The organism is Mesorhizobium sp. M1403 (assembly GCF_040317695.1).
Classification (GTDB): domain Bacteria; phylum Pseudomonadota; class Alphaproteobacteria; order Rhizobiales; family Rhizobiaceae; genus Mesorhizobium.
Map to the genome: position 1 here is coordinate 167,246 of NZ_JAMYKY010000008.1, position 21,022 is coordinate 188,267.

19 protein-coding genes are annotated in these 21,022 nt (G+C 63.5%); 3 read left to right on the forward strand and 16 right to left on the reverse strand.

What is annotated here, in order from left to right; genetic code table 11:
- Positions 1-7: 7 nt before the first annotated feature.
- The 3 genes from NKH01_RS16200 to NKH01_RS16210 are packed head-to-tail and all read left to right on the forward strand — an operon-like array spanning position 8 to position 2,906.
- A complete protein-coding gene (locus NKH01_RS16200) occupies positions 8-889 on the forward strand; it encodes an AAA family ATPase (RefSeq protein ID WP_352589804.1) in 882 nt (293 codons plus the stop codon).
- Entirely contained in the window at positions 886-2,019 is a 1,134-nt protein-coding gene (locus tag NKH01_RS16205; RefSeq protein ID WP_352495770.1) for a vWA domain-containing protein, read from the forward strand. Before NKH01_RS16200 ends, NKH01_RS16205 begins: the two co-directional genes overlap by 4 nt.
- The gene (locus NKH01_RS16210; protein WP_352788730.1) at positions 2,019-2,906 is read left to right on the forward strand and encodes an amidohydrolase family protein; all 888 of its coding nucleotides are present in this window, start codon (positions 2,019-2,021) and stop codon (positions 2,904-2,906) included. Before NKH01_RS16205 ends, NKH01_RS16210 begins: the two co-directional genes overlap by 1 nt.
- A gap of 209 nt (positions 2,907-3,115) precedes the next feature.
- On the opposite strand, the gene NKH01_RS16215 is transcribed toward NKH01_RS16210, so the two are convergent.
- The 16 genes from NKH01_RS16215 to NKH01_RS16290 form a co-directional block, all read right to left on the reverse strand.
- Positions 3,116-3,523, reverse strand: a complete 408-nt coding sequence (locus NKH01_RS16215) for a carboxymuconolactone decarboxylase family protein (protein WP_352547006.1) — start codon at positions 3,521-3,523, stop codon at positions 3,116-3,118.
- A 240-nt stretch (positions 3,524-3,763) separates the two neighbouring features.
- Positions 3,764-5,260 (reverse strand): sugar ABC transporter ATP-binding protein, encoded by a 1,497-nt coding sequence (locus NKH01_RS16220; RefSeq protein ID WP_023721268.1) that lies wholly within the window; start codon positions 5,258-5,260, stop codon positions 3,764-3,766.
- Positions 5,260-6,318 (reverse strand): SMP-30/gluconolactonase/LRE family protein, encoded by a 1,059-nt coding sequence (locus NKH01_RS16225; protein WP_353021104.1) that lies wholly within the window; start codon positions 6,316-6,318, stop codon positions 5,260-5,262. Before NKH01_RS16225 ends, NKH01_RS16220 begins: the two co-directional genes overlap by 1 nt.
- Positions 6,315-8,438, reverse strand: coding sequence for an ABC transporter permease (locus tag NKH01_RS16230; RefSeq protein ID WP_353021107.1), 2,124 nt, complete (start codon positions 8,436-8,438; stop codon positions 6,315-6,317). Before NKH01_RS16230 ends, NKH01_RS16225 begins: the two co-directional genes overlap by 4 nt.
- Positions 8,439-8,521: 83 nt before the next feature.
- Positions 8,522-9,547: a sugar ABC transporter substrate-binding protein gene (locus tag NKH01_RS16235; protein WP_353021110.1), complete on the reverse strand. Its 1,026-nt coding sequence runs from the start codon at positions 9,545-9,547 to the stop codon at positions 8,522-8,524.
- Positions 9,548-9,606: 59 nt separating this feature from the next.
- The gene (locus NKH01_RS16240) at positions 9,607-10,593 is read right to left on the reverse strand and encodes an ABC transporter permease (protein ID WP_352589799.1); all 987 of its coding nucleotides are present in this window, start codon (positions 10,591-10,593) and stop codon (positions 9,607-9,609) included.
- A 277-nt stretch (positions 10,594-10,870) separates the two neighbouring features.
- Positions 10,871-12,313: a DHA2 family efflux MFS transporter permease subunit gene (locus NKH01_RS16245; protein WP_353021113.1), complete on the reverse strand. Its 1,443-nt coding sequence runs from the start codon at positions 12,311-12,313 to the stop codon at positions 10,871-10,873.
- A 228-nt stretch (positions 12,314-12,541) separates the two neighbouring features.
- The gene (locus tag NKH01_RS16250) at positions 12,542-13,342 is read right to left on the reverse strand and encodes a 3-methyl-2-oxobutanoate hydroxymethyltransferase (protein WP_023675787.1); all 801 of its coding nucleotides are present in this window, start codon (positions 13,340-13,342) and stop codon (positions 12,542-12,544) included.
- A 37-nt stretch (positions 13,343-13,379) separates the two neighbouring features.
- Positions 13,380-13,694 carry a MocE family 2Fe-2S type ferredoxin gene (locus tag NKH01_RS16255; RefSeq protein ID WP_353021115.1) on the reverse strand — a complete coding sequence of 105 codons (315 nt, stop codon included), beginning with the start codon at positions 13,692-13,694 and terminating at the stop codon, positions 13,380-13,382.
- A gap of 42 nt (positions 13,695-13,736) precedes the next feature.
- Positions 13,737-14,825: a fatty acid desaturase family protein gene (locus tag NKH01_RS16260; RefSeq protein WP_353021118.1), complete on the reverse strand. Its 1,089-nt coding sequence runs from the start codon at positions 14,823-14,825 to the stop codon at positions 13,737-13,739.
- A 91-nt stretch (positions 14,826-14,916) separates the two neighbouring features.
- Positions 14,917-16,098: an aldose 1-epimerase family protein gene (locus tag NKH01_RS16265; protein ID WP_023721276.1), complete on the reverse strand. Its 1,182-nt coding sequence runs from the start codon at positions 16,096-16,098 to the stop codon at positions 14,917-14,919.
- A 34-nt stretch (positions 16,099-16,132) separates the two neighbouring features.
- The gene (locus NKH01_RS16270; RefSeq protein ID WP_352481708.1) at positions 16,133-16,915 is read right to left on the reverse strand and encodes an ATP-binding cassette domain-containing protein; all 783 of its coding nucleotides are present in this window, start codon (positions 16,913-16,915) and stop codon (positions 16,133-16,135) included.
- Positions 16,912-17,916 carry an ABC transporter permease gene (locus NKH01_RS16275; protein WP_352908821.1) on the reverse strand — a complete coding sequence of 335 codons (1,005 nt, stop codon included), beginning with the start codon at positions 17,914-17,916 and terminating at the stop codon, positions 16,912-16,914. Before NKH01_RS16275 ends, NKH01_RS16270 begins: the two co-directional genes overlap by 4 nt.
- A gap of 61 nt (positions 17,917-17,977) precedes the next feature.
- Positions 17,978-18,919 carry a sugar ABC transporter substrate-binding protein gene (locus NKH01_RS16280; protein ID WP_353021120.1) on the reverse strand — a complete coding sequence of 314 codons (942 nt, stop codon included), beginning with the start codon at positions 18,917-18,919 and terminating at the stop codon, positions 17,978-17,980.
- Between the two features lie 37 nt (positions 18,920-18,956).
- Positions 18,957-19,871, reverse strand: coding sequence for a sugar phosphate isomerase/epimerase family protein (locus tag NKH01_RS16285; RefSeq protein ID WP_353021122.1), 915 nt, complete (start codon positions 19,869-19,871; stop codon positions 18,957-18,959).
- Positions 19,872-19,897: 26 nt separating this feature from the next.
- On the reverse strand, positions 19,898-21,001 hold the full coding sequence (locus tag NKH01_RS16290; RefSeq protein ID WP_353021124.1) for a Gfo/Idh/MocA family protein: 1,104 nt from the start codon (positions 20,999-21,001) through the stop codon (positions 19,898-19,900).
- Positions 21,002-21,022 lie beyond the last annotated feature (21 nt).

The following is a 21,022-nucleotide window of genomic DNA, read 5'->3' on the forward strand; positions in this document are numbered from 1 at the left end:
GCTGAAAATGCCCAAGAGAAGCGCTGAGACAGTCGCGACCTCGCCTGAGGCGGTGGCGTCGCGCCTCGCCGCCTCGCGCTATCTCGCCGATGAAAGCCTGGCCACCGCCATCTTCCTGGCGATCAGGCTGGGAAAGCCGCTGCTGCTCGAAGGCGCACCCGGCGTCGGCAAGACGGAAGCTGCGAAGGCGATTGCCGAGGTGCTCGGGCGCGACCTGGTGCGGCTGCAATGCTACGAGGGCATCGACGCCGCACATGCGCTCTACGAATGGAATTACCAGCGCCAGTTGCTCGCCATCCGCCATGCCGGTGAGCACGAGGTCGACATCTACGACGACCGCTTTCTCATCGCGCGGCCGCTGCTGCAGGTGCTGAAAGCGCCGGAAAAGCGCGTGCTGCTGGTCGACGAAATCGACCGTTCCGACCATGAATTCGAAGCGCTGCTGCTGGAGTTCCTGTCCGATTTCCAGATCAGCATTCCCGAGCGCGGCACCATTCGCGCGACTGCGCAGCCGATCGTCATCCTGACCTCGAACCGCACCCGTGAGCTTGCCGAAGCGCTGCGGCGGCGCTGCGTCTACCACTGGATCACCTATCCCGACGCCGGGCGCGAAGCCGAGATCATCATGCTGCGCGCCGGCGACGTCGCCGAGGCCACGGCGCGCGCCGGGGCTGCCGCAGTGCGCGACATTCGCGCCCGCCCGCTGGCGAAGCCGCCCGGCATCGCCGAAGCGGTCGAATGGGCGAACGCCGCGACGATCCTCGAAAAAGGCGGCAGTCCGTGGCCGGAAGCGTTTCGCCGCGCCATTGGCGTGCTGATCAAGGACGAGGAGGACCTTTCCTGCATCGCGCCCGAGCTCGGCAAGATTGTCGAGGAGGCGCTGGCGTGAGCCCCGCGGCTCTGCCTCGAGGGGCGACGCCCTTCCTCGGCTTCGGCCGGCTGCTGCGCCGCTATGGCTTTTCAGTGGCGCCCGAGCAGGTCTCCGGCTTCATGCAAGCGGTGACGCTGCTTGGGCCGCGCTCGATGGCCGACATCCGCGAAGCGGCGCTCGCCACGCTGGCGCCGCCGCCCGACCGCCGCGACGAATTCGAGGCGCATTTTCGGAGCCATTTCTATGGCAGCACCGCGGCAGTGGTCGGAGGCGAGGCCGACGAGGAAACCCGCATCAAGGATGACGGCGAAACCAGCGAACAAGAAATCGAGGTGGTCCGCCAGGAGCAAGGCGGCGAACTGTCTTCGGCCAGCGAACAGTTGAGCGTCCGCGAATTCAGCCGCGATAGCGACGGGCTTGCCGCCTTCCGCCGCAAGCTCGCCACCGCTTTGCCCGCCCGCCGCTCCTTCCGCACGGTGCGCACGCATGCGCGCGGCAAGCTCGACCTGCGCCGCTCGCTGCGCGAAATCGTCAGTGCCGACGGCGATATCCCCTCGCCGCTGCTGCGCCGGCGGCAGACAGTGCCACGCAAGCTACTCATCCTGATCGACGTGTCGGGCTCGATGAAGCTCTACACCTCAGACTATCTCAAGCTGGCGCATGCGGCCGTGCAAGGCGCCGACCGGGCGGAGGTCTTCACTTTCGGCACACGACTGACCCGTATCACCTCGGCGCTGCGCATTCGCGACCGCGACCAGGCGCTGGCCCGCGCCGCTGCCCAGGTCGACGACTGGGACGGCGGCACCCGCATGGGACCGACACTGCTTGCCTTCCTCTCGGTGCCGCGTTTTTCGGCCTTTGCGCGCGGGGCGGCGATCGTCATCCTGTCGGATGCGCTGGAGCGCGGCGATCATGCCGAGCTGGAGACGGCGATGCGCCGGCTGAGCGCCCGCGCCTTTCGGCTTTCGCTGGCGACGCCGTTGGCCGGCGATCCACGCTTTCGGCCGGCGACGGCAGCGCTTCGCGCCATCCTGCCAGTGCTCGACGACCTGGTCGACGGTTCGTCGATCGCCGGCCTCACCGATTTCATCCTGTCGCTCGCCCGCCCAGCCCCGGCGGCCGCGGCAATCTGGAGGAGGGTTTCGTGATGCAGAAGGCGATCGACGCGCATTTCCACATCTGGCGCCAAAAGGACCAGCCCTGGCTGGTCGGGCCGATGGTGCCGCGCATCTTCGGACCGTATGAGCCGATCCGCCGCGACTATCCTATCGGGGAATTCCTCGCCGACCAGCAAGGCTCGGGCGTCGAGAAGGCGGTCTATGTCCAGACCAACTGGGCCAAGGAGGATTTCGAGAATGAGGTCGCCTTCCTGCAGAAAACCGCGGAACAAACCGGCTGGCCGCACGCCATCGTCGGCTATGCCGACATGACCGTGGACGACGTGCGTTCCCAGATCGACCGGCTGATCAAATACCCCCTGCTGCGCGGCGTGCGCATGCAGCTGCACTGGCACGAAATGCCGGCCTTCCGCTTCGCTGCCTCGGCCGATCAGGTCATCGACCCGAAGGTGCGGGCCAATGTGGCGCGTCTGAAGGACTACGGCTTGTCCTTCGACCTGCAGCTTTTCCCCGCCCAGATGAAGGACGGGCTGACGCTTGTCGGCGAGAACCCCGAGACCAATTTCATCCTCACCCACGCCGGCATGCTGACCGACATGGAGCCAGAGACCACCGAGGCCTGGAAAGCCGGCCTGCGCACGCTGTCAGCGGCCCCCAACCTCTATGCAAAACTGTCCGGCCTCGGCACCTTCGTCCACCGCAACGACCCGGCGCTGATCAGCTATATCGTCGACAATGCCATCGACATCCTCGGCAGCGACCATTTGATGTTCGGCTCGAACTTCCCGATCGAGAAACTGTGGACCAGCCACGCCGAGCTGATCAAGGCGCACCGGGAAGCGGTGGGCAAGCACGGCGCGGCCGCCGAGGCCGATATCTACTGGAACACGGCGGAGCGGGTTTATCGGCCGGTGTAGCGCGCATTCCCTTCTCCCCCTGTGGGAGAAGGTGGATCGGCGCGCAGCGCCGAGACGGATGAGGGGTGTTGGAAGGAACGCGGCGGTGGAAATACAGGCAATTTGAAGCACTTACGTCTTCAAGCTAGCAATCCTTCCGGCACCCCTCATCCGACCGAGCTTCGCTCGGCCACCTTTTCCCACAAGGGGAGAAGGGAAGGCGCCGCGCCTCACCGCACCTCGAACTGCGGATCGACCGGGATCTGCATCGCAGTGACCATCTGGTTGGTCTGCCCCGCCAGTCCGATGATCGACACCAGCTCGCCATGTTGCGCTTCGGTCATGCCCTTGGCGCGGGCTGCCGCCGTGTGCGAGTGGACGCAGTAGGAGCAGCCATTGGCTGTCGAGACGGCGATGTAGATCATCTCCTTGGTCAGCGGGTCGATGACGCTGTCCGCGACCATCACCGCCTTGAGCTGTTCCCACACCCGCTTCAGCGAGACCGGATCATTGGCCAGCCCGCGCCAGAAATTATTGACGAAATCGGATTTGCGCGTCGCGCGGATGTCGTCGAACACGGCCTTCACAGCGGGAATCGCCTCGACCTCGGCATCGGTCAGAAGTCTTGTGGTGGCCATGGGCAGGCTCCTTTCGGTTTGAATCGATGAGAGAGGTCGTTGAATCGGCTTGGTAGCGAATGCGGCTAACTTGCTCTGGTGATTCACGTTTTGCAGGCCGGCCCAGAACCCTGGAAATGCAGAGGCCCTCACCGTCGTCATCCTGGGGTCTGCGCCGCGTCGCTGCGCTCCTTGCTTCGCCCCTCGATGACGAATGGACTGGTGACTCCGCCAATTGTCGAAGTACGCATCGCCTGGAACCTAATGAACCGCCGCATACATGATCTTCTCCTCCGTCGCCTCGGCCGGCGAGAACTCCTCGACGATGCGGCCTTGCCGGCAGACCAGGATGCGGTCGGACAGGTTCATGATCTCCGGCAGGTAGGACGAGATGACGACGACGGCCAGGCCCTCATCGGCCAGCCGGTTGATGATCTGGTGGATTTCGGCGATCGCACCGACATCGACGCCGCGCGTCGGCTCGTCGAAGATGACGATGCGCGGCTTCTGCACCAGCCCCTTGCCGATCACCACCTTCTGCTGGTTGCCGCCCGAGAGCTCGACCACCCGCGCATTGTCGTTGATCGCCTTGACGTTCAGCGTCTTGGTCCATTCGGCCGACAGCGCCCGCATCTCCTGCGCATTGATCACCCAGCCCTTTTCCCGCCCGGCCGCCAAAAAGCCGCCGAACAGGTTCTCGGCAACGTCCATGGTCTCGAAAATCCCCTCGCTCTTGCGGTCTTCGGTGACATAGACGATGCCGTCCGCCACCGCCTCGCTCGGAACGAGATAGCGCACCGGCCGGTCGTCCAGCTCTATGGTGCCGCCGCGCAGGAAGTCGCGCTTGTAGATGCCGGAAACGATCTTGAACGTCTCGGTGCGACCCGAGCCGATCAGCCCGAACACCCCGGTGATCTGGCCCTCGAAGATCGAGAAGGAATTGTTGCGCACGACATTGCTCATCGAGATGTCCTGCACCGACAGCACCTTCTTGCCGGCCTTGCGCAGCTTGGCCTCGTCGCGCTGGCTGTAGAGCTGCCCCGACAGCGTGCGCCCGACCATGGCGGCGACGATCCTGTCGCGATCGAAGGCGGCTGTGTCGTCGGTGATCACCAGTTCGCCGTCGCGCAGAATGGTGATGCGGTCGGCGACATCAAGCGCCTCTTCGAGCGCATGGCTGATGAAGACGATCGACACACCCCTTGCCTTGAGCCGGCGGATCAGCGCGAAGAAGTGCCGCTTCTCCTCCGGCGTCAGCGTCGCCGTCGGCTCGTCGAAGATGATGATCTCGGCATTGTGGTGGACGGCGCGCGCGATCTCGACCATCTGCCGTTTGGCCGCGCCCAGCGTCGCCACCATGGCGTTCGGGTCGACGGGAAAGTTCAACGACTGCAGGAATTGCTGCGCTGAAATGTAGGTGCCGCGCAGCCGGTTGAGAAAGCTTTCCGTGCCGAGATAAAGGTTCTGCGCCACCGTCATCGACGGCACCAGGCTGGTCTCCTGGAACACCATGGCGATACCGGCTTGAAGGGCCGCATGCGGCGAGGCGTAGGCGATCTCCTGCCCGTTGTGGAACATCTTTCCCGAGGTCGCGTCGACGACGCCGGCGATGATCTTGGTCAGCGTCGATTTTCCCGCGCCATTCTCGCCGAGCAGCGCGTGGATCTCGCCCTTGCGCAGCTCGAAGCTGACATTCTTCACCGCGGGCACGCCGCGATAGGTCTTGGTCACGTTCTCCAGGCGGACGATCGGTTCCATCAGCGATGTCCTCCTGGACCCAAGTCGATGGCCAGCAGGCAATCGCCGCCTTTCGAGGCAATGAACAGGCGACCGTCTTTCTCCGCCACGCTGCAGATGCCGTGGCGCGTGCCGTTGGCGCGGCTGTGCAGGCTGAATTGCGGCCGCATCTCCCGGTCGAGCCTGACCACCAGGCCGTAGGAGCGGCTCGGCGACCATGGCTTGTGAATGCCCATGGTGCGAATGCCGCCGCATTGCAGCGGCTCGAGGAAGCTGCGGTTGGAGGCAAGTGCCGGCGCGATCCAGTGTTGGGGTGACACTTGCGCCAGCATGTCGTTTCGATAGTGCGTTTCCTGCAGCACGAATTCGATCAGCCGGTTGCGGGGCGCAAACAGCGCCAGCCAGGCACCGCCACCGGCGGCAGGCGACAGGCGCGAGGGATAGCCAGGCAGATGCGCCAGCACCGTCGAGCGGCTGCCTGTCGCGCTATCGAAGCGGACGAGTTGGTGCCGCCAGCTCTCGCTGACCAACACATCCTTGCCGGTTGGATACAGCCCATAGGGAAAGGCGATGTCACCGGCGAGCTTGCGGAATTCGCTGCCTGCCGGATCGCGCTTCCACAGCGAACCGGAAGCGCCCTTCTTCATCAGATCCGCGGCCCATTGCGACGGCGCGTGGTGGGCCGAGCCATTGGCCAGCCAAAGCGTGCCATCTTCTGCGTAGGCGAGCGCTGTGATGCAGCGGATCTCGGCCGGCAGGGCGGCCTCCTTGCGTGCGATCAACAGCCTGCCGCTTTCGAGCCCGACCGTCAGTTCGCCGGCGGGCGAGCGCGCGAGCGCGATGACCGGGGACGGAAATGTCTCGACTATCGTCGGCGCGGCACCGGCGGTGACCGCGTAGACGGCATTGGCACTGGAAACCAGCAGCCGGCCGTCGGCGACCAGCAGATTATCGGGCTCGGGCAGTTCGGCGAAGGCCGCAACATCGTCCAGCAGCGTATTCGGCCTGAAGGCGCCATCGAGCGGCGGGATGGTCACCGCCTTGCCGCGAAAGATGTCGAGGATCGGGTCCAGCATCATGGCTTCGCTCCCCAATAGGAAGCGGGGCTGGTCCAGTTCGGATCGGCAGCGGCAATCCGGTAGCGGCCGATGCGGTTGTTGAGGATACCGCCGACGAACAGAAAACCCTTGTGCTCGCGCATCGAAGTGACCATCGGATGCACGGCGCCCGACAGGTCGCCCATCGCTTCGACGATGCCGCCCTTCTCGTTGAATTTCACCACACCGCCGGTGTTGATGTTGGGGAACAGCCATTCGTCCTGCGGCAGCCGGCGCGTCATGCGCTTGCGCATGTCGGGATGCCGCAGCGACAGGTCGAAGCTCGGCGTGCGCATGCCAAGCCAGGCCATCCAGTAGTTGCCGTCGGAGGCGCGGTTGATGTTGTCGGGGTAGCCCGGCATGTCGCGGATGACGCATTCTGCGGTGCCTGCTTTCGGCCCTTCCAGCCAGTAGCGGTGCACGCGGCAGGCCCAGCTTTCGGCAAAGAACAGCGACTTGCCGTCATGCGCCATGCACACGCCGTTGGTGTAGCGGTAGCCGTCCAGCAACGTCTTCGTCGAACCGTCCTTCGGGTCATAGACGAGCAGCCGCCCGGTGGCGCGGTTCTCGATCGAGTCCAGCGCCCAGTCGTGCGCGTCATAGCGCTTGGTGGAATCGGTGAAGTAGATGCGGCCGTCCGGCGCGATATCGCAGTCATTGGGGTCTCGCAGCCGCGCATCGTCGACGATCGAAGTCCAGGAGCGCGACGTTTCCGCCGATAGCCGCTTTACCTCGCGCTCCGGCGAGACCGAATAAAGGCCCATGGCGCCGACGCAGCTGATCAGATTGCCTGTTTTGTCGAAGGCCAGGCCGAGCGGAAAGCCGCCAATATGGGCAAAGACCTCCGAGTGTTTGTAGTCCGGCGCAAAGAAACGGACGATCTCGCCATGCCTGGTGCCGCAATAGAGATGGTCGTCGCGGTCGAGGATGACGTCTTCCGGCCCTTCCAGCTCGCCGAGCCCGATATGGTCAGCCTCCGACAGCCGGTTGTCGAGCTCGTAAGGGGTGCCGGAGCCCGGTGCCGCCGACTGCGTTGCCCCCATCTTCAAATAGACCGGTGCCACATAGACCTCGTCCAGCACCTTGTGGCGGTTCTTTAGCCAGCGAATGTCGATGGTGACGGCAACTGCCAGCATGATGCCCAGCACCATCTGGTTGGTGCCGGTGCCATAGCCCAGCCGGATCAGCCCGTTGGTCATCGTCAGCACGATGATCGCGCCCATCAGCCCCTTGATCACCGAGCCGCGGCCGCCGCCCAGGCTGACGCCGCCGACGACCGCTGCCGTCAAAGCCATGACCTCGAGATTGAGGCCTGTGCCCGGCCCTGCCCCGCTCAGCCGGCAGGCGATGAGAAAGCCGCCGAGCGAGGCGCAGAAGCCGGAGAACACATAAGTCATGAACACGGTGCGGCGCACGCGGATGCCGGCATTGTGGGCCGATCGCCGCGACCCGCCCACCGCCTGCACATGCCAGCCGGGCCGCGAGCGCGTCAGCGCGACATGGGTAATGATCGCCAGGATAATCGCTGCCCACACCGCAACCGAAAGGCCCCAGAAGGTGTCGTCGCCGATGAAGTCCAGCACATCCGATGTGGCATCGGAAAGCTGGACGTCGGCGGCATAGGTGGTGACCAGTATGTCGAACAGCGCCCGCCCGAAAATGAAGGTGACCAGTGTCGTCAGGAAAGCGCGCAGCCTGAAATAGCCGATCAGGTAGCCGTTGATCGCGCCGAACAGCAGGCCGGTGGCGATCGAGGCGGCCAGCGCCAGCCACACCGACTGTTCGAGGATGAAGAAGACGAACACGGCGGAAAAGCAGGACAGCGCGAAGATCGAGCCGACCGAAAGGTCGATGCCGCCGCCGAGCATGACCACCGTCATGCCGGTGACGACCAGCGAAAATTCGCCGAGCTGGCGGGTCGATTCCTGCAGCGACATCGGCTTGAAGAAGCCGGGAATGATCGAACCGAACACGCTGAGCGTCGCCACCAGCGCCAGGAACGGAATGGCGTTATCAGTCCAGCGTTTGCTTAGGATCTCGCCGACGAGGTGGTCGGGCACGAGATTGTAGCGCCAGGATTGAAGGCGTTCGCGAAAGGACATCGGTTGCTGCTGCCACTCAAGAGAGAAAGAGGCGGCCGAACCAGGTCCGGCCACCTCATCGATGCTTGCAACGGACCCGCGGTTTACTTGGCCGCAGCTTGGGCTTGCAGTGCTTTCAAGTCCCAGCAGCTGTCTGGCTTGAGGTCGGCCTTGGTTGTCGCTTTCTCCAGCGTATAGATGTAGGTGTGCGAGGTGCCGGCCGGCTGGCCACTCTGCAGCAGGAACTTGATGACGGCGTTCATGTCGCCCGACTGGCGGGCAAGGTCGGTCATCACCACCGCGCCATAGGTGCCGTCCTGCAGCTTGTCGCAATCGGCAGTCTTTTCGCCACCGCCAGTGGTGACCAGAAAGACTTTGCCCTCGAGCTTGGCATCGCGGATCGCAGCAGATGCGCCCGTCGCGTCGCCGTCCCAAAAATCGATGATGGCGCAGATGTCGGGGTTCTGCTGCAGCATCGTCGTCGTCACGTTGCGCGAGGTCGTCGCATCCCAGTTGGAGTCAGGCTTGGCCACCACCTTGAAGTCGGGGTTCTTGTCCAGCACCTTCATGATGCCGGCATACTGGTACAAGCTCGACGAGTTGGCCTGGTCGCCCTGCACCAGCCCGATCTTCTTGGAGGAGTTCGGCCCACAACCCTTGATCGCCGCTTCGGCTTCCAGCTGGCCGAGCCGATCCCAGTCGCTGCCGACAAAGGCATCGGCCGGGAAGTTCGCCGGATTGTCGACCAGCAGGACATAGGTGCCGGCGGCCTGCGCCTTCTTCATCAGCTTGGCATAGGAGTTGAGGTCGGGCGAGTGGATGATCAGCACGTCCGGCCTGGTGTCCGACGAGATCGCGTCGGTTATCGCCTGCGCGCCGGCATCGACCACCCAGTTCGGGTCACGCGTCTCGAACACGCCGCCCCAGGCCTCGACCTCCGTCTTCAGGTAATGCGCCCAGCCCTGTGCCAGGTCGAAGCCCATCGCCATCGGCACCAGCATCACGCGCTTGCCCTTGAGCGCTTGCGAATAGGCGCCCGGACCCGGATCTTCGGCGGCAAAGCTTGGCGCCAGGAATGCGGAGACGGCAAGCGCTGCCGCGGCGGCCATAAATGTCCTGATGATTTTCATGTCACATCCTCTGGTTTGGTCGTTGTCGTTCGCGGTCGGCCCCAACCGTACGCGTCAGTCTAGATGTCGCCTTGCTGCGCGGTCTGCTCGTCGCGCGGATTGATGAACCCATCGACGATGATCGCCGCCAGCAGGATCGCCGCCTTGATCAGGTTCTGATAGAGCAGCGGAATGTCGATGATGGTCATGGCGTTGAGCAGGATGCCGATCAGCGCGGCCCCCACTAGCACGTTGCGCACCCCGCCCCGCCCGCCCGATAGGCCGATGCCGCCGATCACCGCCACCAGCACGATGTCGTAGAGCAGCGTGGAATTGACGATGCGGGTGTTGATCGAATGCAGGCTGGCGGCGGTGAGCAAGCCGGCAATCAGCGAGACCAAGGCCGACAACACGTAGCGCAGCACCAGCATCGGGCGCACTGGAATGCCGATATTGCGCGCCGCAACCGGGTTGTCGCCGGCGAAATAGACGTAGCGGCCCCATTTGGTGTAGCGCAGGAACAGGAAAAAGGCGAAAGCCAGCCCGGCGAAGACAAAAACCTCGACCGGGATGTCGAGGAACCGAAGCCCGCCCAGAAGCTCGACCCAATGGCCGGGCGGCACCGGCACGGCGTCCTGTGTGATCAATTGTGAGCGCACATAGCCGAAGACCAAGGACGCGGTCGCCAGCGTCACGAAGATCGCCGGAACCTCGGCGTAGGCGACCAAAATGCCGTTCAAAAGCCCGATGGCGAGAACGCCGGCTAGCACATAGGCGAAGGCCAGCCCGTCGGACATCCCCGAATTCAGCAATTGCAGATACCAGGCGACCGACATCGCCATGATCGCCACCGCCGACAGGTCGATGCCCCTGCCGATAATGACGACCGCCATGCCGAGCGCCAATATGCCCAGCACCGAGACCGAGCGCACGATGGCAACGAGATTGTTCGAATTGATAAACCCGGGCAGTCCGATCGCGGCGGCAATGAACAGCACGACCGCGATGGCAAAGACAATGCCCTCCTGGTTCAGGCTTCTCCAGTTTAGCCAGCCGGTCGCGTTCATTGCCCGCTTTCACCCGCGATGGCTACGCCCTGCTCCCTCTGCGGCCATCGGAACGAAAGCTAATCGGCTCAAGACCAATTCGTCAAATGAATCCGCGCATTGCAGGCCGGCTTGCGAGGAAATTCCGCGGTTGGACGCACCGATTGCGAGGCTGGCGCAATGCCTGGAACTCAAGCACTTTTGCAATTGATCGCGCTGATCGAACCGCTGGCGAAGGTTCGCTCCAGGACGAGCGGAGCAGGCAGAATTTATGTCCGCGCTCGCCGCGCAGCTTGCGTCAAATCCGCAAAACATGGCCCGAGACCTCGGCGCCGGCGGCCTTCGGCAACGCCAGAAAGCGGAACGAGGCGACGAGCCCGATTGCGCCGATCGCCAGGAAGGCAAGTCGGAAGTCGACGAGATCGAGCGCCGCAGCGCCCCTGGCGATCTGCGACAGGTTGAGCAGCGCCGCCGCGACCGCCACGCCGAACAGCATCGCCACCTGCTGCAGCATGCTGGACAACGTCGCCGCCGAGCTACGCTGCGGTGAGGCCACATCGGCGAAGGCCAGTGTGTTGAGCGCGGTGAACTGCATCGAACGCGACAGTCCGGCGATCAGCATCAGCACCACCACCAACGCTTTCGGCGTCTGCGGCGTAAGCGCCGCGCAGGCCATGATCGACAAAGAGGCGATCACTCCGTTGACGATCAGCACCGAACGGAAGCCGAACCGCCTCAGCGTCGGCGTCGTCACCGCCTTCATACCGAGATTGCCGAGGAAATAGGCCAGGACCATCATGCCAGCATCGACCGGGCTCAGGCCGAAGCCAACCTGGAACAAAAGCGGCAGCAGGAACGGCGTGGCGTTGATGGCGATGCGGAAAATCGTGCCGGCCGACAGCGTCGATAGGGCAAAGGTCTGCACCTTGAACGCTGTGAGATCGAGCAGCGGATGGTTGGCGCGTCGCAGGTGCCGCACCGCCAGCCAGCTGACCAAAATGCCCGTGCCGAGCACTACCACGGTCGGCAAGGCACCCTCTTCCGGATGCGCGATGCGCTCGAGGCCATAGAGCATCGCGGCGAGCCCCACCGAGGTCAGCAGGAAGCCCGGCCAGTCGAGCGGCTTGGCCCCAGCTTCGCGGTCGCTGGGAATGAAGCGGGCAACCAGCGCCAAACCGGCAACCCCGAGCGGAATGTTGATGAAGAAATTCCAGTGCCAGGAGAGATAGGTGGTGATGAAGCCGCCAAGCACCGGCCCGACCACCGGCGCAAACAGCGCCGGCCAGGTGATCAGCGCCGTGGCGTTGAGAAGCTCGGATTTCGGCGCATTGCGCAGCACCAGGATGCGGCCGACCGGTGTCATCAGCGCACTACCCAGGCCCTGCACCGCGCGCGCGGCAACGAACTCGGCCAGGTTCTGCGAGACGCCGCAAATGATTGAGGCCAGCGTGAACAGGGCGATCGCCACGAGGAAGATGTTGCGCGCGCCGAAGCGGTCCGCGAGCCAGCCGGACAGTGGCACGAACACCGCCATGGTCAGCATATAGACGGTTATGCCGATGCTCATCGCCACCGCCGGCACGCCGAAGGATTCTCCCATCTGCGGCAGCGAGGTCGAGATGATGGTCGAATCCAGAAGCTGCATGAAGAAGGCGACGGCGACGATCAGCGCCACCCGCCGGGCTTGCCGCGCCGCCGGCGCGGTTTCGGGTAAGGCTTTGTCTTCGGGAATGGCGGTCATGCGTAGAACTGTCCGAAGGGGAATCTTCTCCCGCCCCATCGGCAGCCGCACAAATGTCCGGCAAACCGATGACGCACCGGTTTCAACAGCATTTGGCCGGTGCCGTCCAGACATGGACCAACAAACTTTCGTGTGGCATCGCAGCCCGGCTATGCGATGACCTGGCCCTGCCGCCGAACCGGCGTTTTTACGATCCGCGATGGCGCTTCGCGCCACTGCCGGCGTGTCTCATGCGGCTTCGATCTTCTCCAGGAACAGGCTGAGCTGGTCCGGGTCCATGTGCACGACGTGCCTGTCTTCGGGATACGCCAGGCTGTTCACATCGGCGACATATTCGGAAAAGGCAGCGATGCGTTCGGCCTGCAGCCGATCGTATTCGGCGGCGAAATTGCGATAGACCTTGGAATGGCGCGGCATGTGGCCACGGTTCTGGCCGAGGATATCGTCTGCGAACAGGTATTGCGCATCGCAGCCGGTGCCCGCCCCCATAGACAACATGATCAGCGATGTGCGTTCCGAAATCGCCTTGGCCACCTCGACTGGCACCACCTCGATCTCGGCGCCGATCGCGCCGGCGGCCTCCAGTTGCTTCACCGCCTCGAACACCTGCATGGCGGTATCGGCGGTCTTGCCGACGGCCTTGAAGCCGCCGGTCCAGGTGGCGCGTGACGGGATGAGGCCGACATGCCCGATCACCGGAATTGCATCGTCGGCCATCCGTTTGATGGTGGCGTAGCCGGCGCTGCAATAGACCGCATCGGCGCTGGCCTTGTAGAGCCGGAACGCCCAGCGGACAAAATCATCCGCGGTGCCGATCTCGAAGAAATTCTCGCCCGGCATGGTGAACAGGCTGGGTGCCGCATCGCGGTATTGCGGATTGAGCACCAGCTCCGGCGGCACCGAGACGATATCGACGCCGGCGCGTTCGGCGGCCTCGGCCTCGTCCATCGTCAGCACGCGCAGCATGGTCAGCTGCCGCTTGCCCTTCATGGCGCGCAGGTCGGCGACGGTCGGTCTTTTCCGGCTCATGGATTTTGGTCCCCTTTGCTACGTGACAGAAGGCCGGTCAGGCGATCTGGATCATCACCTTGCCAGCTTCGACCTTGACTGGATAGGTCGCGAGATTGACGCAAACGGGAGCGCCCTTCGCCTGGCCGGTCTTGTAATTGAAGCGGCCATTGTGCTTGGGGCATTCGATGATGTCGTCCATGACAAGCCCGTCGGCCAGATGCGCCTGTTCATGCGTACAAAACCCGTCGGTGGCGAAGAATTCATCGTCCGGCGAACGGTAGATCGCGAAGGTGCGGCCGGCATGGTCGAAGCGGATGACATCTTCCTCTTCGACATCGTCCACGGCGCACGCCTCGACCCAATCGGCCATTTCCATCTCTCCTGAAATTCCTGCGTTGCGCTGGTGCGGTGCCTACTCAGCCGCTGCCGACATGTTCACTTCGTGGAACTCGCCACGATAGGGCCGTGCCGTCGGCGGCAATTCGCGCTTGAGGAAATAGTCCTCGTATTTGAGCTGCCTGAGCAGGACCGGCCAGACCTCGCGATAGGCATGCCATATCGACGGGTTCGGCTCCGGCAGATCGTGTTTGATCAGTTCATGCAGCCTGGGCAGCGCGTGATAGGGTACCATCGGGAACATGTGATGCTCGACGTGGTAGTTCATGTTCCAGTAGATGAACCGGCTGATCGGATTCATGTACACGGTCCTGGTGTTGAGCCGGTGGTCGACGACGTTGTCGGCCAGACCGATATGCTGCAGCAGGCCGGTTAGCACCATGTGCCAGGTGCCGTAGAGGCGCGGCACGCCGATGAGCACCACCGGTATCCACGACCGCATGAACACGGCGAGCGCGATCGTCGCGATGTAGATCGCGATATGCCAGCGCGCCGCGATGACGGCCTTGTGCTGTTCCATCTCGGGAACGTAGCTTTTCTCGTCGGGCGTCAGCTTGCCGAACGCCTGGCGTACCAGCGCCGGAAGCGAATAGCGAAAATCGAGGATGCCGGTGAAAGCCAGCGCGGCACGCAGCAGGTCCGGCGGGCGCATCACGGCGATCTCGGCGTCGCGGCCGACGATGATCGTGTCTGTATGGTGCCGGGCATGGCTCCAGCGCCAGGTCACCGGATTGCGCATCAGCATGAAGCTGGCGATCTGGTAGACGACATCGTTCATCCAGCGCGTGCGGAAAGCCGTGCCGTGGCCGCATTCGTGCCAACGCGAGTCGCTGGAGGAGCCGTAGAGCACGCCGTAGACGAAGAAGAACGGCACGCACCACCAGGTGCCCCAGAAATAGATGGCGCCGGCGGCGGAGCCGAGGATGGCGATGATCCAGATGATCGTGTCGCGGATCGCCGGGCCGTCTGAGCGCTGCATCAACTCCTTGATCGCCTTGCGGGGGACATCGGTGTGGTACCACTCCGCCGAGGCCAGTCCCGTCTCGATCGCCCTGCGCGTGCTTTCGCCGACCAGGCTGTAATCGCGCTTTACCGTGCCAGCCATTGTGACCTCCAATTCCAGCTCGGCCGCGAACCCTCCCCGCTCCGGCCGGGACCAGCCTCCCAACTGGTGTCTCGTATCGTCCTAGCCATTATCACGACCTGCCTCCAAGAACAGGAAAACGGCCCGACGGCTGGGGATAATCCTGCTGCGGCTGCCTGGCGATTGCCGCGATCCGGCTCTCGGCGGCGGCGATCTCGCCGGCGCCGTCGAGAACCCGGAACACCGCATCGTACGAGCGGCTCTCGCCGTGCTCCAGCCAGATCATCTCGCCGCGTTCGCGCGCCGCCAGATTTCCCAGCACATGATGCGTCGACGGCTCGATGCCAAGCGCGTACTGTCCAGCCTGGAAATTCTGCCATTGGTAGGTGCAGGGCAATTGGTCCTTGCGCGTGACCACCTCGAACCCGAGGCCGAGCCTATCGTTGACCACCGCCACCGGGACTTCGCCGGTGCTGCCAGCGCCGAGCTCGTGCTGCCAGACCTGTTCGCTGAAACGCGGCTGCGGCGCCGGGACCGTGCGATAGCCGACCTTTTGCGCCTCATAACGCTCGCCGGCATGCCCGGCCCAAACGACATCCCTTATCGGCGCCAGATAGCGCGCGCCCTCGTCAAGCACCGGATGGCTGACATTGATGTGGTAGAAAAACATATGCGGTGTTCGGTTGAAACCGTGATTGACGACACGGTCCGAAAGCCGGATCTCGTTGCCGCCGACATCGGCCTCGATCCGCCGCAATAGATGCAGATCCTCGCCGAATACAGTCGATTGCTGGACGATGCCTTCGGCCCACAACACGCAGCGGTCGCCGTCCCAGGTCTCGCCGTAGCCACTCAGCCGCGCCGGGATGGTGCTGATGCGGCCATGCAGCGAATGGCGCACCGTCTTCTTCGGCGGATAGTTGTAGGTGTCGGCGGGTACCTCGTTCATGAACAATATATGGTCGAGGCCGCAGGTCAGTAGAAGGCCGGAAAACGACCGCGCCCAGGCCAGCCCGTCCTCGCCTTCATACTCGTGCAGGCCGGGATTGCGAAAGCCGCTCGGCGAATGCCAGCCGATCGCCTGGCCCTTGAAGTCGCAATCGGCGATATCGAGCGCCCGGTCGACCAGCGCGGTGAAGCGCAGGCCCGAGCCGGTGCGGAATTCGAGCATGCGGATGCCGCGCTCGACGCCGTCGCCAAGCGTCATCAGTCGCACGCCGGCGAACTGCGACAGCATGCCCGAGCGTTCCGAGACCTGCCGGCGCGACAGCGTCTTGCCGTAAAGCTCTACCATGTGACGGCCAGTTCCTTCACTTTGCTCCCGTCCTTCACTTGGCTCTCGTCTCCTTGAGCAGGGCCGACATGTCGGCGCCGGTGATGATACTTTCCACGGTCAGCAGGTCGGTGTCGGCGACCGTCTGCTCGGCGACGATCTCGCCGCGCCGCATGACGATGATGCGGTCGGCGACCTGGAAGACGTGATGGATGTTGTGGGTGATCAAAAGCACCGAGTGACCGGCGTCGCGCACTTCCTTGACGAAGCGCAGCACGCCGTGCGTTTCCTCGACGCCGAGATTGTTGGTCGGCTCGTCGAGGATGATGACCTTGGCGGCGAATTGCATGGCGCGCGAGATGGCGATCGACTGGCGTTCGCCGCCCGACAGCGTGCTGACCAGCGCATCGGCGTCGAGCTTCTTCGAGATGCCGACGCGCTTCAAAAGAGCCGAGGCGGCATCGCGCAATTGCGCGAGATCGAGCGGCGCGAACACACCCAGCCATTTGAGGTTGACCGGCTCGCGGCCGAGGAAAAGATTGCGCGCGATGCTGAGGTCCGGTGCCAGCGAGGTGTCCTGGTGGATGGTCTCGATGCCGAGATCCATCGCATCGCGCGTCGAGCGGATGGAGACCTTCTGGCCGCGCACATAGATGTCGCCGCGGTCGACCGGAAACACCCCGGAGATCGCCTTGATCAACGTCGATTTGCCGGCGCCGTTGTCGCCGAGCAAGGCCACCACTTCGCCCTCGTTGAGCGTGAAGGAGGCGCTCTTCAGGGCGCGGACGCTGCCGAAGGACTTTTGCAGGTTGTGCAGCCGAAGCACTTCCATGGTCAGCTCCTGGCGGCGTTCTTCTGCAGCAAAGCGTGCAGAATGAGCATGGCAAGGATGATGACGCCGACGAAGATGTTGTAGGCGAGCCCAGGCACGCCGATCAGCACGATGCCGTTGCGGATGCTGCGCAGCATCAGCGCGCCGACGATGGTACCTAAAATGGTGCCGCGCCCACCGGTCAGCGCCGTGCCGCCGACCACCACCATGGCGATCACTTCGAGTTCGTAGCCGGTGCCGGCCACCGGCGAGGCGGCAGAGATGCGGAAGGCGCTGATCATGCCGGCGAGACCGGCCAGCACCGAGGTCAGGATGAACAGCCAGATCTTGACCGCATCGGCCGGCACACCGCGCGCTACGGCAGCGTTACGGTTCGAGCCGATGGCGCTGATCCAGTTGCCGAGCTTGGCGTAGCGCAGCACATAGATTGCCAGCAGCGACAGGCCGATAAACCACCACAGCGAGGTATAGAAACGGAACGTTCCGATATTGAAGCTGCCGGCCAGCAGCGTCACGAAGAAGCCGGGCTGGTCCCAGGACTTCAGCGGAAAGCCTTGGGTGATGTAAAGCGCTGCCCCACGCACAACCAGCAGCATCGACAGCGTCACCAGGAAGGAGGAGATGCCGATCTTGGTGACGATCAGCCCGTTGATAGCACCGATCGCTATGCAGAGCAGCAGGCCGGCCAGCAGCGCCACGCCAATATCCACCCCGCCGTTCTGCACCAGAAGCATGACGACAACCGGCGCCAGTCCGAACACAGCACCAACCGAAAGGTCGAACTCGCCCGCCGTCAGAAGCAGCGTCATGCCGAGCGCTATGATGCCGAGCTCGGGCAGGAACGCCATCATGTTGGAGATGTTGAGCGGCGACAGGAAGTTCGCATCGGCGATCGCGAACACCGCCAGCAGGACGATCAGGATGACGAGCGACGAGAACTGCGGCGAGCGGATCAGGCTCGACCTGCGTTTGGCACGCGGCATTTCCTCTTCTGCGGCAATTGTCATGACAGCTCGAACCATACGCCAGGGTGAGGCCCGCCGCCTGCGCGGCGAGCGTCAGTTCCAATCACTTGTTGTAGAGTTTCAGGATCGGTTCGACGCTTGAGGCGTCGTAGAGGCTGAAAGTGTGGATGTCGTAGCCGATCGGTTCGCCGGCGGCGGCCAACCCGAGCAGCGCCACCGGCATGAAGCCCTGCGCCGACGGGAACTGCCAGGCAGCCGCGTTGACGAAACCGGCCTTGACGGACTCGGCCGTTTCCTTCGAATTGCCCCAGCCGACGACCGGAATCTTGCCGGCCGGCACGCCGGCGCCGTCGAACACCCGCTTGACGCTGGCCGCTACGGAATCGCCGAGCGCGATGATTGCCGGCGGGTTGTTGGCGACCATGTAGTCGGTCATCTTGGCGATGATGCCGGCCGGATCGGTGCCGCAATCGACCACGTCATATTTGATGCCGAGCGGATCGAAGACGCTGGCAATGCCTTCGGTCTCGAGCTGCTGGTAGCTGGCGCCCGGCACTTCGACCGGCAGGAACACCTTGTCGCCCTGATTCACCATTTTGTGGTCGACCAGATATTTCGCCCAGATGACACCGGCTTCCTTGAGATCGGCGCCGACATAGGCTTGCCGGCCGGTTGCCGGATCGTCGGTATTGAAGAACACGATCGGGATGCCGGCCGCCTTCGCTGCCTTGACCTCCTCGGTCCATAGGCCGGGCTGCGCCGAGGTGGTGGCGATGCCGTCCGGCTTAGCGGCAAGGGCCGAATTGAAGGCCTCCTTCTGCGCCGCCATGTCGCCGCCGCTGAACGAGATCTTGCAGGTCACCTTGAGCTGGTCGCAGGCCTTGGTCGCGCCGGCATTCCAGTCGATCCAGAAGGCGTCCGACGGGCCGCCATGCGACAACAGGTAAAACGTCTTCTGAGCGTCCTGCGCCAGCGCCGGCGTACCCAGCGCCACACCGGCAAGAACCGTCGCCGCAGCCGCGATTTTCAACGCGAGTTTCAACATTTCTCTTCCTCCCTTGTTTCTTAACCGAACCGCGCCATCACAGTCCGTTGGCGCGGAATTTCCCGTCGACGAATTTCTTAGCGCGCGGCACGTCGTCTTCCGAAAGATGCTCGATGATGACCGGGATGTTCGGGTGCTTTTCGGCCAGCCGCTTGAGATAGAGGTCGTAATTCAGCGAACCGAGGCCGGGCGCCGGCAGTTCGATCTCGCCGACGCCGCGGAAGGTGTGGCTCTCCAGCGCGTCCTCGTCGCCGATGTCAGCGTGCTTCTCCGATTTGTCGCCGCCGGAGCGTTTGACGTCCTTGGCGTGGGCGATCTTGATCTTGTCGGTCAGCGTGTCGAACACCTGGTTCAGGATCTGGTCCATCCGGTCGATGTTGTGGGTTTCGAAATAGTTGGTCGGGTCCATCAACAGGCCGAGGCCTGGGTGGTCGACCTGCGCGAACATCCTCACCGTCTCTTCGACCGAGCCGACGACATTGTTGACATAGGTTTCGAGCAGGAAGACCGCACCGTGGTCATAGGCGGTCTGGGCAAGGTCGGCGATGACCTTGCGGCATTCCTCAAAACCTTCCTCGGTCTTGTTCTTCGGGTGATGCACCCAGTCGGACTCGGTGTTGTAGGTACCGGTTTCCGAGATCACGTAAGGGGTGCCGAAATGGCGTGCGTTGCGGATGATCTCCTTCAAATAGCCGACGCGCTTCTCGCGCTCGCCCATATCCGGATGGATGATGTTGGTGTAGCCCGACACACAGCAGATCGGCAGATTGTGGTCGCGGAACGTATCGCGGACGGTCTTGGCCTTGTCCTTGGTGATCTGCCCGGACGACAGGTCGATATCCCTGAAATGCAGGTCGAGCTGCACGGTGTTGAAATCGAGCGCACGGATCTTCTGCGCGGTTTCCTTGAGGCCATACGGGAAATAACCCGTGAAAATACCTGCCTGCATCATGGTGTGAATTCCTCCCTGTAAGTGATTCAGTCAGTTGATATTTCGGAAAGCTTGACCGTCCGGCCTTTGTCGATCGAGCGGTAGCCGGCTTCGACCAGCGCCATGGTCTTGACATTGTCCGCGACGGACAGCGCTGGCGGCTCGCCCGTCTTAACCGCGTGCTGAAGCTGCTCCATGACGCCGATGAAAGCATGCGGGAACCACATCGTGTCCCAGCTGGGTGTCACCCATTGACCATCGGTGGTCTCGGTCGAGGCGTAGGTCAGCGTCGACGCAGCGCCCGTCGGCCAGCCGATGGTGCCTTTGGCGACACCCTTGGTGCCGTCGACGCGCCAGTTGATGTGCTGGTCGTCCTGGTAGCCCTCCTGGCGCGGACCGGACCAGACATCCTCCAGCGATACGGCGAGCACGCCGGACGGGAACCGCAGCGTCGACACGATGATGCCGTCCGAATGATCAAAGCGGGTGCGCGGATCCTTGCGGGTCAGGGTGGTGATCTCCAGGGGATCGCCGAACAGGAAGCGCAGTACGTCGAGATGGTGGACGCTCATATTGGCGAGCGTCAGCCGGTCATAGTCCTCGAGGAAGGTCTGCCAGTGCGGCATCGCATGCATGTCGATCTGGGCGAAGACGATGTCGCCGAGCGCGCCGCTGTCGATGATCTGCTTCAAGACGCGCATCGACTGGTCGTAACGCATGTTCTGGTTGACCGAGAGGATCTTGCCGGCCTTGGCCGCCTCGTCGCGCAGTTTGACGGCTTCATCGAGCGACAGCGCCAGTGGCTTCTGCGCCAGGATCGCCTTGATATGTGCTTGGTTCAGCGCATGGCGGATCAGCGCCGGCTGCTGGTCCGGCGGAAAGGCAAGATCGATGATCTCGACGTTCTTGTCCTCGATGAGTTGTTCCGGCGTGTTATGGACGGTCGGGATATCCCAGCGCTTGGCGACCTTCTCGGCGCTGGCCTTGGTGCGCGAGGCGATCGCCACCACCGGAAAACCGGCTTCCTTGTAGGCGGCAAGGTGACATTCGGCCATGATCATACCGGCGCCGACGCAGCCGATCCTGTATTCCCTGGTGCGGACTTTAACGTCCGGCTCGAAGCCGTTGCCCGCTATTTCTTCGCTTGCCATATGTTCCTCCCGAAGCTCGTT